This is a genomic window from Kitasatospora sp. NBC_01300 (assembly GCF_041435235.1).
Lineage (GTDB): Bacteria > Actinomycetota > Actinomycetes > Streptomycetales > Streptomycetaceae > Kitasatospora.
Genome location: NZ_CP108409.1, coordinates 1,368,117 through 1,382,971 on the forward strand (window position 1 = coordinate 1,368,117; position 14,855 = coordinate 1,382,971).

Here is a 14,855-nt window from a genome sequence, read left to right on the forward strand (position 1 = left end):
ATGGGCACCCCTGTGAGCCCCGATGTGAGCCCCGATGTGCACGACGTGCACGACGGGCAGTACCTGGGCCGGCACCGGCTCTACCTGCGGCGCTTCCTGCGCAACCGGATCGCCGTCGCCGGCGTGGTGATCTTCCTGCTGCTCGTGCTGTTCAGCGCGCTCGGCGACCTGTTCACCCCGTACGGCTACGCGGACGCCGACTTCTCGGCACTGACCCAGGCCCCCAGCGCCGAGCACTGGTTCGGCACCAACCAGGGCGGCAACGACGTCTACGCCGCCGCCGTGCACGGCCTCCAGCGCTCGCTGGCGATCGCGGTGAGCGTGTCCGTGCTGACCGTCGCCATCGCCGCGGTCGTGGGCGCAGGCGCGGCCTACCTCGGGGGCCGGGTGGAGAAGACCACCCTCGCCGTCATCCACTTCCTGCTGATCGTGCCCTCCTTCCTCATCCTCGCCCTGGTCTCGCACCGGCTCGCGGGCGACTGGCGGGTCCTCATCCTCGTGCTGACGGTGTTCGGCTGGATGTCCACCGCGCGCGTGGTCTGGTCGGTGTCCACGTCCCTGCGCGAACGCGACTACGTGCGCGCCGCGGAGTACATGGGCGTGCGCCCCCTGCGCATCGTGGTGCGCCACATCATCCCGAACCTGGGCTCCCTGCTCATCGTCAACCTCACCCTGGGCGTGGTCTCCACCGTGCTCAGCGAGACCGCCCTGTCCTTCCTGGGCTTCGGCGTGCAGACCCCGGACGTGTCACTGGGCACGATGCTCGCCGACGGCGCGGGCACCATCACCAGCGCCCCCTGGCTCTTCGCCTTCCCCGCCGGGCTGACCGTCCTGCTCACCGTCTCGATGACCTTCGTCGGCGACGGCCTGCGCGACGCCCTCGACCCGACGTCCACCACCGGCGCGGCAGGAGGCCGACGATGACCCTCGCACCCGCCCACCGCACCGGGCCCGCGGCCGGCCCCCCGGCCGGGCCCGCCGAGCCCGCACCCGTCCTGTCCGTACGCGACCTGAGCGTCTCCTTCCCCTCCGAGGCCGGACCGGTGGAGGCCGTGCGCGGCATCGGCTTCGACCTGCTGCCCGGGCGCACCCTGGGCATCGTCGGCGAGTCCGGCTCCGGCAAGTCCGCCACCGCCCTGGCCGTCATGGGCCTGCTGCCGCCCACCGCGCGCCTCGGCGGCCGGATCATGCTGGGCGGCCGCGACCTGGCGGCGATGGACGACAAGGCCCTCTCCCAGGTGCGCGGCAAGGACATCGGCATGGTCTTCCAGGACCCGATGTCCGCGCTCACACCCATCTTCAGCGTCGGCCGACTGCTCTCCCAGGCCCTGCGCGTGCACCGCGAACTGTCGAAGAAGGACGCGTGGGAGCAGGCGGTGGAACTGCTCGACCTGGTCGGCATCCCCGACCCGCGCGAACGCGCCAAGTCGTTCCCGCACGAGTTCTCCGGCGGCATGCGCCAACGCGTCGTCATCGCCCTGGCCATCGCCAACAAGCCCTCGGTCCTCGTCGCCGACGAGCCCACCACGGCGCTCGACGTCACCGTCCAGGCGCAGATCCTCGACGTGCTGCGCCTGGCCCAGCGCGAGACCGGCGCCGGCCTCGTCCTGATCACCCACGACCTGGGCGTGGTGGCCGGCCACGCCGACGACGTCGCCGTCATGTACGCCGGACGGATCGTCGAGCACGCGAGCGTCGACGAGCTCTTCCGCCGCCCCACGATGCCCTACACCGCCCGGCTGCTGGCCAGCGTCCCCACCGTGGACAGCGGCGTCGAACGGCCCCTGATCCCGGTCGGCGGCGAGCCGCCCTCCCTGGTCGGCCTGCCCGGCGGCTGCCCCTTCGCGCCCCGCTGCGCGGTCGCCCAGGACGTGTGCCGGGCCACCGAACCGGACCTGACGGCACTGGACCCGACCACACCGGACCCGACCACACCGGACTTGACCACACCGGACCCGACCGCACCGGGCGGCCAGCACGAACACGGCGGCCGCGTCGCCTGCCACCGCGCGCGGGAGATCGCCGACGGCACCCTCGACCCGGCCGGGCGCGCCGCTGCCGTGCCGCCGGCCCGCGCCGGAGAGCGGACCGCGGGCGAGGTGGTCCTGCGCGTGGAGGACCTGGTCAAGACCTTCCCCGTCACCAAGGGGGCCCTCCTCAAGCGCCGGGTGGGAACCCTGCACGCGGTCAACCACGTCAGCTTCGAACTGCGCGCGGGCGAGACCCTGGGCCTGGTGGGGGAGTCCGGCAGCGGCAAGACCACCACGCTGCGCGAGGTGCTGCGGCTGCGCGCCCCCGAGGGCGGCCGCATCGAGGTGGCCGGCACCGACGTCGCCACGCTGCGGTCGGCGGCCCAGGTGCGCGAGCTGCGCCGCGACGTCCAGATCGTCCTCCAGGACCCGACGGACGCCCTGGACCCCCGCCTGACCGTCTTCGACCTGCTGGCCGAACCGCTCCAGGCCGCCGGTGCCGACCGGACGGCCATCCGGTCCCGGGTCACCCGTCTCCTGGACCTGGTGGGCCTGGACCGCACCATGGGCGACCGCTTCCCCGCCGCCCTGTCCGGCGGCCAACGCCAGCGCGTCGGCATCGCCCGCGCCCTGGCCCGTGAGCCGAAGCTGCTGGTCCTGGACGAACCGCTGTCCGCGCTGGACGTCTCGGTGCAGGCCGAGATCATCAACCTGCTCGCCCGGCTGAAGCGCGAACTGGGCCTGGCGTACCTGGTGGTGGCCCACGACCTGGCCGTGGTGCGCTACGTCTCCGACCGCATCGCGGTGATGTACCTCGGGCACATCGTCGAGTCCGGTGCCACCGAGGAGATCTTCGCCCGGCCCCGGCACCCGTACACCCAGGCCCTGCTGTCGGCGATCCCGGTGCCCGACCCGGAGCGCGAGCGCCACCGCGAGCGCCACCGCGAGCGCGTCGTCCTCGCGGGCGAGCAGCCCAGTGCGACCCGGCTGCCGGAGGGCTGTGTGTTCGTCGACCGCTGCCCGCTGTACCGGGAGGCCGACGAGAGCGTACGGACCCGCTGCCGCACCGAGCGGCCGGCGACCGTCGGCGCCCCGGACGGCTCCGACCACCAGTACGCCTGCCACGCGGTCTGACACCCGCCCCGTCCCACCCCCCTTCTCACCGATTCCCACCAAGGACATCCCATGCGCCGGAAGCTCGCCCTGCCCCTCGCGCTCGCCGCGGCCGTCGCGGTCGCCGCCACCGCGTGCTCATCCCCGTCCCCGTCCTCCTCGTCCTCCTCCGGCGGATCCTCCGGGCCGAAGGCCGAGAACGCCGCCAAGGTCGCGTCCTCGGTCACCGACTACAACCCCCAGCCGTACGAGAACATCAAGGACGGCGGCACCTACACCACCGCGGGCACCTTCGACGAGCAGGGCAACCCCTTCAACGTCAACGGCACCCTGAACGCCTCGCGGATCTGGGCCTGGTACAACGCCCACGCCATCACCTACTCGCCCACCGGCGAGGTCCAGTACAACCCGGACTACTACAGCGACGTGAAGGTCTCGGTCGAGGGCGGCGATCAGAAGGTCGTCATCACCCTCAACCCCAAGGCCGTCTTCAACGACGGCACCCCCATCGACTGGCGGGCCATCGAGGCCACCTGGAAGGCCAACAACGGCTCGGACAAGGACTACGCGGCCTCCTCCACCGACGGCTACGACCGCATCACCTCCGTCACCCGGGGCGCCGACGACAAGCAGGCGGTCATCACCTTCAAGGGCGTCAACGCCTCCTGGTCCGCGCTGTTCACCACCTTCCTGCACCCCCAGGCCGCCACCGTCGACAACTTCAACAAGGCGTACGTCAAGACGGCCCACCCCGAATGGGGCACCGGACCGTACACCGTGGGCACCTGGGACGAGCACTCCGGCAACATCACCTTCGTGCGCAACCCCAACTGGTGGGGCCGGCCGGGCAAGCTCGACAAGCGCGTCTACGTCAACCTGGAGAGCGCCGCCTCGATCAACGCCTTCAAGAACGGCGAACTCGACTACGCCCCCGTCGGGACCGCGGAGAACCTCAAGCAGGTGAGGACGGTCAAGGACGCCGAGATCCGCAGCGGCGGCAGCCCCTTCGAGTACGCGCTGTACCTCAACGCCAAGTCCCCGTTCCTCGGTGACGTCCAGGTCCGCAAGGCGGTGCAGGAGAGCATCGACCGTCCGCAGATCACGAAGATCCGGTTCCAGGGCCTCGACTACACGGAGCCGCTGCCCGGCTCGGCGGTGCTCTACAGCTTCCAGCAGGGCTACCAGGACAACGTCGCCGCTGTCCTGAAGTACGACCCGCAGGAGGCGCGGAAGACCCTGGACGCGGCCGGCTGGAAGCCCGGAGCCGACGGCATCCGCGCCAAGGACGGCAAGCAACTCGAGCTCGGCTACACCGTGCTCGGCGACGACCCCATCGAGAAGGCCACCGCCGGAGCGCTCACCGCGATGCTCAAGGCCGTCGGCGTGAAGGTGAACGTCAACAAGGTCTCCGAGAACGACTTCTCCAAGGTGCTCAGCGACCGCCGCTTCGACCTGTTCATCTCCGGCAACCGCTCGACGGACCCCTTCGGCGCGCGGTACCTGTGCGACTTCTACTGCTCGGACCGTGACTCCAACATCACCGGAGCCGGAACTCCCGAGCTGGACAAGGAGATCCGCGCCACCGGCGAGATCGCCGACCTCGGCCAGCAGGTCGCGGCCGTCAACAAGGTCGAGCAGAAGGCCCTCCAGCAGTACGCCTTCCTGCCGCTCTACAGCGGACCCTCCACCTACGGCATCAGGAAGGGCCTCGCCAACGTCGGTGCCACCATCTTCTACAGCCCGCTGCCCGAGACCATCGGCTGGCAGAAGTAGCACCGGCGTTCCGGCGCCCCTGCGGGGCCCGCTCGTGAGCAGCACCATTTGACGAGCAGGGCCGAGGACGCCGCGGCCCAGCAGCTCGCCGCCGCCCCCGGGCGCTCCCGCCCGGGGGCCGGGGCGCCTCAACATCGGCCGCGCGCCTCCGGGTGGACGGCGCCGGGGGTGTGGAGCGGTGGCCGGGTGTCCGTCCCGCGTGCTGGAGAAGGGGGGATCTGCACCACGCGGGGCGGGGGAGCGGGTACGGGCGGGGGCCGGGACCAAGCGTGGGGCGCGCGGCCCGTCCGTGGGCGTGGGACCGGGTGTGCAGGGAACGCTCCGCCGGCCGGCGCGAGGTGTGGACCGGCCGGCGGAGGAGGGTGATCAGGCCTGCGAGCGGCGGCGCGAGGCGACGACCGCGCCGGCGCCCAGCACGACGGCCGCGCCGGCGGCGGCGCCGAGCTGCCCGAGCGGGGCGGTCGAGCCGGTGGCGGCCAGCGAGCCACCGGCGGTGCTCCGGCCGTCCGTGGTGGCGGTGGTCGTCGTCGCGGTGGTCGTCGTGCCGCCGGCGGCCGAGACGGGGGCGACCGTGGCGTCGGGGGTCACGGTGGTGACCGCCCGGGTGGTACCGGAGCCGCTCCGCGAGGTCTCCGTAGCGGTTTCGGCAGAGGTCTTCGCGGCGGCCTGGTCCTTGGCCCGGGCGGTGAACTGGCCCTCCTTCAGGAAGGCCCGGACCTCCGCGATGCCGCCGTCGAGCGCGGCGAGGCCGGCCTTGCGGACCTCGGGCCCCCCGGCCTCGACGAGCTGCGAGACGTGGATCCGGTCGTCGCTCGCCCGCAGCGGCTCCAGCTGCGTCTTCAGGAAGTTCTCGACGTCCGCCGCGCTGCCGGCGAGCGCCTTCTCGGCCGCCTCCCGGACGTGGCGGCCGGTGCCCGCGTCGGCGAGGACGTCCTGGACCTTGGCGCGGTTCTCGTCCTCCGCCCGGGCGACGTACTGGCCGGTCTTCAGGAAGGCGCGGACGTCCTCGATGGTGCCGGACATCGCGGCGTTGGCGGCCTTCTTCACCGCCGGGCCGCCGTGGGACATGATCTGGCTGAGCAGGACCCGGTCGTCGTGCTCGGCGGCCGTCTTCAGCCCCGTGTCGAGGAAGCGCTCGACATCCGCGGCGGTTCCCGCCAGCGCCTGCTGGGCGCCCTCGCGCACACCCGGTCCGCTGTTCGGGTCGTCGAGGAGGTGCTGCAGCTTGGCGCGGTTCTCGTCCTCGGTCCGGGCCGTGTACTGGCCGACGTTCAGGTAGGCGCGGAACACGTCGAGGTCGTTCGAGCCGAACACGGCGTTGGCGGCCTTCGTGACGGCCGGGCCGGCGGCGTTCATGGTCCGCAGGATCGCGATCCGCGCGTCGTCCCGGCGGATCCTGTCCGCCTCCACCGCGAGGAAGTGCGCCCGGTCCGCGGGGGTGCCGGCGAGGGCCTGGCCCGCGTGCTCGCGCAGGTAGTCGCTCGGAGCCGTGAGCAGGTAGTCGTTCGGGTAGACGAGCAGCCTCTCGATCGCCGCCCGGTTCTCCTCGTCCGCCTTGGTCTCGGCCGGGTCGGTCTGCGCCTGCCCCGTCGGGACGGTGTCGGCGAACGCCGGGGCGGCGCCCAGGGCGACGGGTGCGGCGGCTGCGGCGAGGAGAACGGCAGCGAGCGAATTGCGGATCTTCAACGGTCCCCCGGGATCTGAAACACGGATGAGCCCGACGCGGCTTCGTGACGGTCGGCCGGGTGATCGTATAGCAACGGTACCCCCCGCTGGCGAACACATTTCCGTCACGTCCCACGCCTAGGCTTCGTCGCGAACCGCCTGGTCACACCGGCTCACACCGGCTCACACCGGCCGGGAGAGCTGCCCGGCTGGTCCTCAGTGCAGCTGACTGAACCAGCGCACGACGGCGGCGGTACCGGCGACGTTGGAGCCGAGGTGTCTGGAACCCGCGAAGTCGGGGGTACCGAGGTCGACGACCGCCGCGTTCACGCCGTGCGTTCGCAGCGTGGCCTCGCAGTGGTCGGTGTTGGCGTTGGCCGCCTGCTCGTCCGCGTCGGCCGTGTACAGGCGGAGCGGGGCGCGTGGTGCCCAGTCGCAGGTGCTGTCGGCCACCCGAAGTGCCGTGGCCAGCCGACCGGTTGGGTGGCGCAGCAGCTCGAACCCGTGCGGGGTGAGCAGTGCGTCGATGGTGTCGGGTGTGCCGGCGAAGAGTTGCGGGCCGGTGTGTGAACCGTCGAACAGCGCCTCGACCGTGCGGTCGTACGGGGCCTGGAACACCTCGTCGGGGGAGTCGTAGAGATGGTGCAGCCGGTTCCAGGCGACGAGGAGGTACGCCGAGTACAGCACACTTGATTTCGTGTCGAGGGAGCCGTCGAGCAGCGCCGGCAGCTCGGCCTGCCGGAAGTCGTAGGCGCCGCTGACCGGCGCGACGGCCCGGAGCCGGAACCACCGGTCGTCGCCGGCCTGGAGCGCCCGTGCGAGTCCCATCGCCGCCGAGGCGCCCTGGGAGAACCCGGTGACCAGCACGTCGTGCCCCAGTGCCCGGCCCGTACGCGGGACGAAGGCGCGGGCGGCCCGGAGCATGTCCAGGGAGGCGGTGGTCTCCGACGGCACGTCCATCCAGGGGTGGAGTCCCGGGCCGGCGCCCAGGCCGAGGTAGTCCGGGGCGACGGCGGCGAACCCGGCGGACGCGTACGTGATGGCGGGTGAGGACACGAACCCGGCCTTGGCCGTGGAGGACGGGGCGTCGGCCCGGTAACTGGCCGTGCCGTGGGTGAACGACACCGTCCGCAACTCGTGTTCGCCGCCGCGGGGCAGCACCAGCAGCCCGCTGGCGGTGACCGGCCGGCCGGCGGGGTCCACGGTGCGGTACACCAGCCGGTACGCGTCCACCCCGAACCGGACTGCACCCGCGTCATACCCGGCGGCGGCCAGCGCCCCGGCGACGTCCTCCTTCGCGGCCAGGGTGGTCGTCTGCTGAACGGAAACCAGCCGTCCGCGATCGCTCCGATGCACCGTGTCCGCCGAGGCGGCTCCCGTCGAAACAGCCGCGGTAACCAGGACGGCCAGGACTGTCCCGACGTTCCGCCGGCCGAGCACGGGCCGTGGCGTGCTTGCTAAGTAGGTGGATTTCATGCCACCGACGCTACGCACGGTCACCTTCGTGCCACAGTCCGGCCAGCGGGCGTATCCGTCCTGGGGCTAGCCCTACCGCGACACCGAAGAGCTCGACCGGGTGGCCCACACCCGCCTCGACCGCTCCGTCGACGAACTTCTCGGACCGAACTGCACTGACAGCCCTGTCGTGGACATGTCTCCATGTCCGGCCCCGGACAGTCCGGTTGGGGACAGCCGGAACATCTTCCGGCGCCTTCGACGAGCGGGAAAGCTGGTGACCGCCGCCAGGGAGAACAACCCCAGCCTGATCACCCGAAGCCACCAGGCCTCGCCCCGGCTCAACCGGCGCTGCACCGGGAAGGAGAGGCGCCGTCAACCCCGCTCGCCAGGATCGGTGGCGAGGCGGCCGAGCATCGCCATCACGGTGATCCGCGCGTCCTTGTCGTTCGTCACCGCGCAGTGGGCGGAGACGCCTCGCTCGTCCGGGTCTTCATCCGGATCGGTCAGGCCCACCCTGATCAGGTCGACGGCGTACTCGCGGCACTGGGAGTAGTCCGCTGCGGCGCGCACCGCCTCGACGTGGTCGATGCGGTCGGGGTCCGCGGCGCGCAGCAGGGCGGGGGTGGGCATCGGGCCCAGCGTCTCCCCGATCCATTCCGAGACGGTCTCCCGGGGGCAGCCCTGGTCCAACCGCGAAGCGCTCGCCGCGGTGAGCGCCAGGTGGATGAGGAGCGTCCCGAACCATCTGGCGGCCTCGGCCGGAGGCGTGTCCGTACCCGCCGGCGGCATCACGGCGCGGTACAGCGCAGCCAGGTCATCGGCGTGTGCGGCGGCGGCGACTGCCTTCACGGCGCTGCCGAGGGCAGCCTGGTCGATGGTCACGTCGGTGCTTCTTTCCATAGTCGGCAGCCGCCAACTTACCGCTCCGGCGCGGTCGAAGGGCCGCCAACCGCATCATTCCGTGGAATCGGCTCCGTCAAGCAGCGGTCGTCATCCGGTGGCTGTCGTGATCTGCTGTGTGGCCGCTGCTCGTGCAGCGGCCCTCGGCCTGTGCCCTGGCCGAAGGCCGCCGAGTGTTACCGGGCGCTATCGGGGCAGGTGCGGCCGGTCGCCGGGCTCCTGGGTGGGGAACTTCTGGCCCGCGCCGGGAAGGGCGGGCGCCGGATTGTTCGCCACCTCGTACTTGGCCAGTTCGAGCTGCTCGGCGGTCGGGGGCAGTGCCGGGGCCTTGCACACGCCGCCGTTGAACTGGAAGGCCGAGGTCAGGTCACCGAAGGCGCTGCGACGCCAGTCGGTGACGGTGGCCGACCGGACTCCGGTGAACCGCTCCAGGAACTGCAGCACCGAGGTGTGGTCGAAGGCCTCGCCGGCGACCCAACCACCAGTCGTCCAGGGCGAGATGATGATGCACGGCACCCGGAAGCCGCCGCCGATCGGCAGGCCGCCGACGAACTCGCCCGGCGTGCCGGCCGGGGGCACCGGCGGCGGCACGTGGTCGAAGAGGCCGTCGTTCTCGTCGTAGTTGAGGATGAAGACCGTCTTCGCCCAGACCTCGGGGTTCGAGGCGACCGCCTCGATCTTGGAGGCGACGTAGTCGGCACCGGCGGCGGGCAGGTAGTCCGGGTGTTCGGACTGGTAGCTGGTCGGCAGGATCCAGGAGACGGCGGGCAGCCGGTTGTTGCGCGCGTCGTCCTCGAAGGTGCCGGCGGGCCGGGCCGTCATGCCCTTGTGGTGCAGCGCGCTGCCGGGCGCGGCCTGCTGGAAGCTCTTGAAGAGCGAGAGCATGTTGGTGCCGTAGTTGTCGGCCTCCTGGTAGACCTGCCAGCTGACGCCGGCCGCCTCCAGCTGTTCGGGGTAGGTCTTCCAGGTCAGCGGCTTGGGCGCCGAGTTCTTGATGATCGGGCCGCCCTGGCCGCCGTCGGCGCCGATCGAACCCGTCATCCAGTACAGCCGGTTGGGCCAGGTCGGTCCCTGGACCGAGCAGAAGTAGTTGTCGCAGATGGTGAACGACTCGGCCAGGGCGAACTGGAAGGGGATGTCCTCCCGGGTGTAGTACCCCATCACGTACGGGCCGTTGACGCCGTCGGCGGACCGGTGCGCGGGCAGCCACCGGTCCATCTTCCCGCCGTTCCAGGCCCGGTGCTGCACCGCCCAGGAGTGGCTGGTGGACGGGATCGCCTGCGCGCTCGTGGTGAGGGTGTCCAGGTGGAACGGCAGCAGGTAGCCGTCCGGGTTGACGCTGTCGGGCTGGTAGAACACCGAGCGCCCGTTGTCCAGCCGCAGGGCGTTCGGGTCCGCGAAGCCGCGGACACCGGCCAGCGTGCCGAAGTAGTGGTCGAAGGACCGGTTCTCCTGCATCAGCAGGACCACGTGTTCGACGTCCCGCAGCGAACCGGACTTCGGCACCCCCGCCGCCACCGCTCGCTGGACACTCGGTGGCAGCAGGCTCATCGCCGCTGCCGCTCCCATCGCGCCGGCCGCCGATCCCAGCAGCCTCCGTCGGGTCATTCCGGACATCAGCTCTACCTCTCCGTCGCGCCGGTGCGCGTGCGGGATGTCACCGCACCGGACCACCTGTGGTCTTCCCCCAGGTGCTTCGGAGCAGTGGAGATGACGGATGAACAGTCAAGGAATGTCAGGTACCCGCCAGGCGGCCGCGGTCGCCCCCGCAGCACACTGCCGAAAGCTTCGAAGGGATGCCCGAACACCGGGCGGGGGCGGTCGGCACGATGATGGCCAGGCGGTGCTGATGAGAGGTCAGAGTGGCGGCGGTCAGCACGAAGCCCCGGAACCGTCTGGGAGAGGTTCCGGGGCTTCGTCGTGCTCAGCGCGTGGCAGCGGGCTCCGGGAGCCGTCGCGACGTGTTCATCTCCTCGACGGTGGCGACCAGCGGGGCCAGCTCGGGGTTCTTGGCGGCCTCGTCCAGTGCCTCCCGGAGGGCGGCCTCGTTGGTCGGCCTGGCCGCTTCCAGGAGCTCCAGGCCGGGCCTGGTCACGTCGGTGTAGATGCCGCGGCGGTCGGTCGCGCAGAGGTAGCGCGAGAGCAGGCCGCGGTCCTCCAGTCGGGTGACGAGGCGGGTGGTGGCGCTCTGGCTGAGCACCACCGCGTCGGCGACCTGCTTCATCTGCAGGTGTCCGCCCTCACCGTCGTGCTGGCGGCTGAGCACGTCGAGCAGCGAGTACTCGCGCACGCTCAGGTCGTGCTCGGCCTGGAGGGTGCGCTCGATGTGCGCCTCGATCCGGCCGGCCAGGAGGTAGAGGGCGGCCCAGCCGTTGGCGAGGGCGGTCAGCGCGGGGTCCGTGGCGGTCATGGGCGTGGCTCCTTCCGGGTGCGACGCCCTCAAGGATAAGCCCTTGCATAGAATATCGGCCAGCGCGGATATCCCGCTCATGCAAATATTGCCTTCCATGGTGCCGGTCGCGCTACCCGCCGCCGTCCGGTTCCACGGCCCGCCGGGCGGGCCGACGCGATCCGAACCCCCACCCGCGTCCGCATGTCCACCGCCATCGCCCACCATCGGCGGCAGGCGAATGCCCGCATTTGCACTTAGCCCGCGCATGCAACTATTGTTGGAGCACGTAAGGCGCAACAGCAATCGTATGGAGGGCTGCACACCATGCCTCTCGCGCTCCTAGCCCTGGCCATCGGGGCCTTCGGGATCGGTACGACCGAGTTCGTGGTCATGGGCCTGCTGCCCGAGATCGCCGGCGACTACGGGGTGTCCATCCCCTCCGCCGGGCTCCTGGTCACCGGTTACGCGATCGGCGTCGTCATCGGCGCCCCGCTGATGACGGTGCTCGGCACCCGGATCGGCCGCAAGACGATGCTCATGATCCTCATGGGCCTGTTCGTGGCGGGGAACCTGCTCTCCGCCGTGGCACCGACCATGGGAGTGATGCTCGCCGGCCGCATCGTGGCCTCCCTCGCCCACGGCGCGTTCTTCGGCATCGGCTCGGTGGTCGCCGCCGACCTCGTGGCCCCCGACAGGAAGGCCGGGGCCATCGCCATGATGTTCACCGGCCTCACCGTCGCCAACATCGTCGGCGTGCCGCTGGGCACCTTCATCGGCCAGGCCGTCGGCTGGCGCGTCACCTTCGCCGTCGTCGCCGCGCTCGGCGTGGTCGGCCTGCTCGGCATCGCCAAGCTCGTCCCCGCCCTGCCCCGCCCCGAGGGCGCCCACCTGCGCCGCGAGCTCACGGCGTTCCGCAACCCGCAGGTCCTGCTCGCCATGGCGATGACCGTCCTCGGCTTCGGCGGTGTCTTCGCGGCGATCACCTACATCGCGCCGATGATGACCAACGTGGCCGGCTACTCGGACGGCGCCGTCACCTGGCTGCTGGTCCTGTTCGGCGTCGGGATGTTCCTCGGCAACCTGCTCGGCGGCAAGTTCGCCGACCGCAAGCTGATGCCGATGCTCTACGCCTCCCTCGGCGGACTCGCCGTCGTGCTGGCCCTGTTCACCCTCACCGCGCACAACAAGATCCTCGCCGCGGTCTCCATCCTGCTCGTCGGGGCGCTCGGCTTCGCCACCGTCCCGCCGCTGCAGAAGCGGGTCCTCGACCAGGCGCACGGCGCGCCCACCCTGGCCTCCGCCGTCAACATCGGCGCCTTCAACCTCGGCAACGCCCTCGCCGCCTGGCTCGGCGGCCAGGTGATCGCGGCCGGCCTCGGCTACACCGCCCCGAACTGGGTCGGCGCGCTGCTCGCCGGAGCCGCGCTGCTGCTGGCCGTCTGGTCCGCCGTCCTGGAGCGCCGCACCCCCGTACGGGAGGGTGCCGTCACCGCCGCTCCCGTCCCCGTCCACCACTGACCGCCCCTCTCCCCGTTCCCCCTCCTGGTCCACCACCGACCGTCCCCCTCCCCGTTCCCCCTCCCCGTACCTTCCAGGAGAAGCGCCACCATGAGCACCACCCTCACCCCGCTGACCACCGCCGACGCCGAGACCCTCGTCGCCGCCGCCCGCCGCGCCGCCCAGGCTGCCGGGGTCGCGGTCAGCGTCACCGTCCTGGACGCGGGCGGCCACCTGCTCGCCTTCCTCCGCGACGACAGCGCCGTGCTGATCTCCGGGGAGACCAGCACCCGCAAGGCGTACACCGCCCTCCAGCTGGGCGCCCCCACCGCCGACCTGGTCGACCTGGTCAAGCCGGACGGACCGTTCCACACCCTGGCCACCGCGCTCGACCGGCCGCTCCTCTTCATCGCCGGTGGCGTCCCGATCCACCGCGACGGCAAGCTCGTCGGCGCCATCGGCCTCGGCGGCGGCGCCCCGGAGCAGGACCACTCCTTCGCCACCGCCGCGCTGACGGAACTCGCCCAATGACCCGCACGCCGCAGGAGGTCTTCACCGACCACGGGCAGCGCCTGGGCACCGGCGACCTCGACCACATCGCCGGGAACTACACCGAGGACACCGTCCTCATCACTCCCGAGGGCGCGTACCAGGGCCGCGACGGGGTCCGGCGGGTCATCGGCCGCCTCCTGGCCGATCTCCCGGACGCCGACTGGCAGCTGGACCCGCAGTTCGCGGGCGGGGTGCTGTTCCTCCAGTGGACCGCGGCCACGGCCGCTCACCAGGTCACCGACGGCACCGACACCTTCGTCTTCCGCGACGGACTCATCAGCGCCCAGACCGTCCGCTACACCCTCACCGACCTCCCCCGCTGAAAGGAAGCACGCACCATGAACAACCCCACCGTCCCCACCGTGAAGCTCAACAACGGCGTCGAGATGCCCCAGCTCGGCTTCGGTGTCTTCCAGGTCCCCGACGACGAGACCACCGCCGCCGTCACCTCCGCCCTGGAGGCCGGCTACCGCAGCATCGACACTGCCGCGATCTACGGCAACGAGACCGGTGTCGGCCGCGCCCTGGCCGCCTCCGGCCTGCCGCGCGAGGACCTGTTCGTCACCACCAAGCTGTGGAACGCCGACCAGGGCTACGACGCCACCCTGCGCGCCTTCGACGCCAGCCTCGCCAAGCTCGGCCTCGCGTACCTCGACCTCTACCTGATCCACTGGCCCACCCCGGCCCGCGACCTCTACGCGGACTCCTGGCGTGCCGTCGAGCGCCTCGCCTCCGAGGGCCGCATCCGCGCCGCAGGCGTCTCCAACTTCCAGCCCGCCCACCTCCAGCGCCTGCTGGACGACAGCCGGCTGGTGCCCGCCGTGAACCAGGTCGAGCTGCACCCCGGCCTCCAGCAGGCCGAGCTGCGCGCCTTCCACGCCGAGCACGGCATCGCCACCGAGGCGTGGAGCCCGCTCGCCCAGGGCGCCGTCCTGGACGACCCGGCGATCACCGCGATCGCCGCCCGCACCGGCAAGTCCGCCGCCCAGGTGGTCCTGCGCTGGCACCTCCAGCTCGGCAACATCGTCATCCCGAAGTCCGTCACCCCGGCGCGCATCCGCCAGAACCTGGACGTCTTCGACTTCCGGCTGACCGACGAGGACATGGCCGCCATCGCCGCCACCGACCGCGACCTGCGTACCGGCCCGCACCCGGACCAGTTCAACTGACCGACCCCTCATCCCCGGAAGCCCGCTGCGGGCCGGCCCTTCCCGGCCGACCCGCAGTGGGCTTCGCTCGTTCCCCGCCCTTGCTCTGAGGACCGATTCACCCATGGCACCCCGTCACCCCGCCCTCGCCCGCCTCGCCGACCGGCTCGGCCTAAGCACCGGCCGCAACGCCCTGATCGGGCACCTGGAGACCATGGCGCTGTTCGGGGTCTCGCACGTCTCCTTCAACCTGCGGCCCAACGACCGGCCGGTGGAGGAGCTGCTGCAGGAGCTCGCGGAGTACGTCCTGCCGCGTTTCCCCGCAGCCGTCGCGTAGAGCCCTTGCATTACCGCGCGTCTGCAACTATTGTTAAAGCATGCAAGACG

12 protein-coding genes and 1 pseudogene are annotated in these 14,855 nt (G+C 71.6%); 8 read left to right on the forward strand and 5 right to left on the reverse strand.

The features are described from left to right. Genes OG556_RS39420 through OG556_RS39430 form a run of 3 tightly spaced genes read left to right on the forward strand, consistent with a single transcriptional unit; the run spans position 1 to position 4,856 of the window. A complete protein-coding gene (locus OG556_RS39420) occupies positions 1-924 on the forward strand; it encodes an ABC transporter permease (RefSeq protein WP_331745234.1) in 924 nt (307 codons plus the stop codon). Continuing rightward, the gene (locus OG556_RS39425) at positions 921-3,104 is read left to right on the forward strand and encodes an ABC transporter ATP-binding protein (RefSeq protein WP_331745236.1); all 2,184 of its coding nucleotides are present in this window, start codon (positions 921-923) and stop codon (positions 3,102-3,104) included. Before OG556_RS39420 ends, OG556_RS39425 begins: the two co-directional genes overlap by 4 nt. A gap of 51 nt (positions 3,105-3,155) precedes the next feature. Continuing rightward, the gene (locus OG556_RS39430) at positions 3,156-4,856 is read left to right on the forward strand and encodes an ABC transporter family substrate-binding protein (protein WP_331745238.1); all 1,701 of its coding nucleotides are present in this window, start codon (positions 3,156-3,158) and stop codon (positions 4,854-4,856) included. Positions 4,857-5,222: 366 nt separating this feature from the next. On the opposite strand, the gene OG556_RS39435 is transcribed toward OG556_RS39430, so the two are convergent. The 5 genes from OG556_RS39435 to OG556_RS39455 form a co-directional block, all read right to left on the reverse strand. Beyond that, positions 5,223-6,542 (reverse strand): ALF repeat-containing protein, encoded by a 1,320-nt coding sequence (locus OG556_RS39435; protein WP_331745241.1) that lies wholly within the window; start codon positions 6,540-6,542, stop codon positions 5,223-5,225. Positions 6,543-6,737: 195 nt separating this feature from the next. Continuing rightward, positions 6,738-7,877: an alpha/beta hydrolase family protein gene (locus tag OG556_RS39440; protein ID WP_371523163.1), complete on the reverse strand. Its 1,140-nt coding sequence runs from the start codon at positions 7,875-7,877 to the stop codon at positions 6,738-6,740. Between the two features lie 474 nt (positions 7,878-8,351). Beyond that, entirely contained in the window at positions 8,352-8,861 is a 510-nt protein-coding gene (locus tag OG556_RS39445; RefSeq protein ID WP_331745245.1) for a hypothetical protein, read from the reverse strand. Positions 8,862-9,065: 204 nt separating this feature from the next. Continuing rightward, on the reverse strand, positions 9,066-10,496 hold the full coding sequence (locus tag OG556_RS39450; RefSeq protein ID WP_331745248.1) for an alkaline phosphatase family protein: 1,431 nt from the start codon (positions 10,494-10,496) through the stop codon (positions 9,066-9,068). A gap of 307 nt (positions 10,497-10,803) precedes the next feature. Further along, a complete protein-coding gene (locus OG556_RS39455) occupies positions 10,804-11,289 on the reverse strand; it encodes a MarR family transcriptional regulator (protein ID WP_331745251.1) in 486 nt (161 codons plus the stop codon). A gap of 306 nt (positions 11,290-11,595) precedes the next feature. Between OG556_RS39455 and OG556_RS39460 the strand changes: the two genes are divergently transcribed. The 5 genes and pseudogenes from OG556_RS39460 to OG556_RS39480 all read left to right on the forward strand — a co-directional run. Further along, a complete protein-coding gene (locus tag OG556_RS39460) occupies positions 11,596-12,789 on the forward strand; it encodes an MFS transporter (protein WP_331745254.1) in 1,194 nt (397 codons plus the stop codon). 90 nt (positions 12,790-12,879) lie between these two features. Beyond that, positions 12,880-13,299 carry a heme-binding protein gene (locus OG556_RS39465; protein WP_331745256.1) on the forward strand — a complete coding sequence of 140 codons (420 nt, stop codon included), beginning with the start codon at positions 12,880-12,882 and terminating at the stop codon, positions 13,297-13,299. Continuing rightward, the gene (locus tag OG556_RS39470) at positions 13,296-13,643 is read left to right on the forward strand and encodes a nuclear transport factor 2 family protein (protein ID WP_331745257.1); all 348 of its coding nucleotides are present in this window, start codon (positions 13,296-13,298) and stop codon (positions 13,641-13,643) included. Before OG556_RS39465 ends, OG556_RS39470 begins: the two co-directional genes overlap by 4 nt. 15 nt (positions 13,644-13,658) lie before the next feature. Further along, positions 13,659-14,489: an aldo/keto reductase gene (locus OG556_RS39475; protein WP_331745260.1), complete on the forward strand. Its 831-nt coding sequence runs from the start codon at positions 13,659-13,661 to the stop codon at positions 14,487-14,489. Positions 14,490-14,637: 148 nt separating this feature from the next. Further along, positions 14,638-14,805 (forward strand): annotated as a pseudogene (locus OG556_RS39480) (LLM class flavin-dependent oxidoreductase); the annotation flags it as partial. Positions 14,806-14,855: the final 50 nt, after the last annotated feature.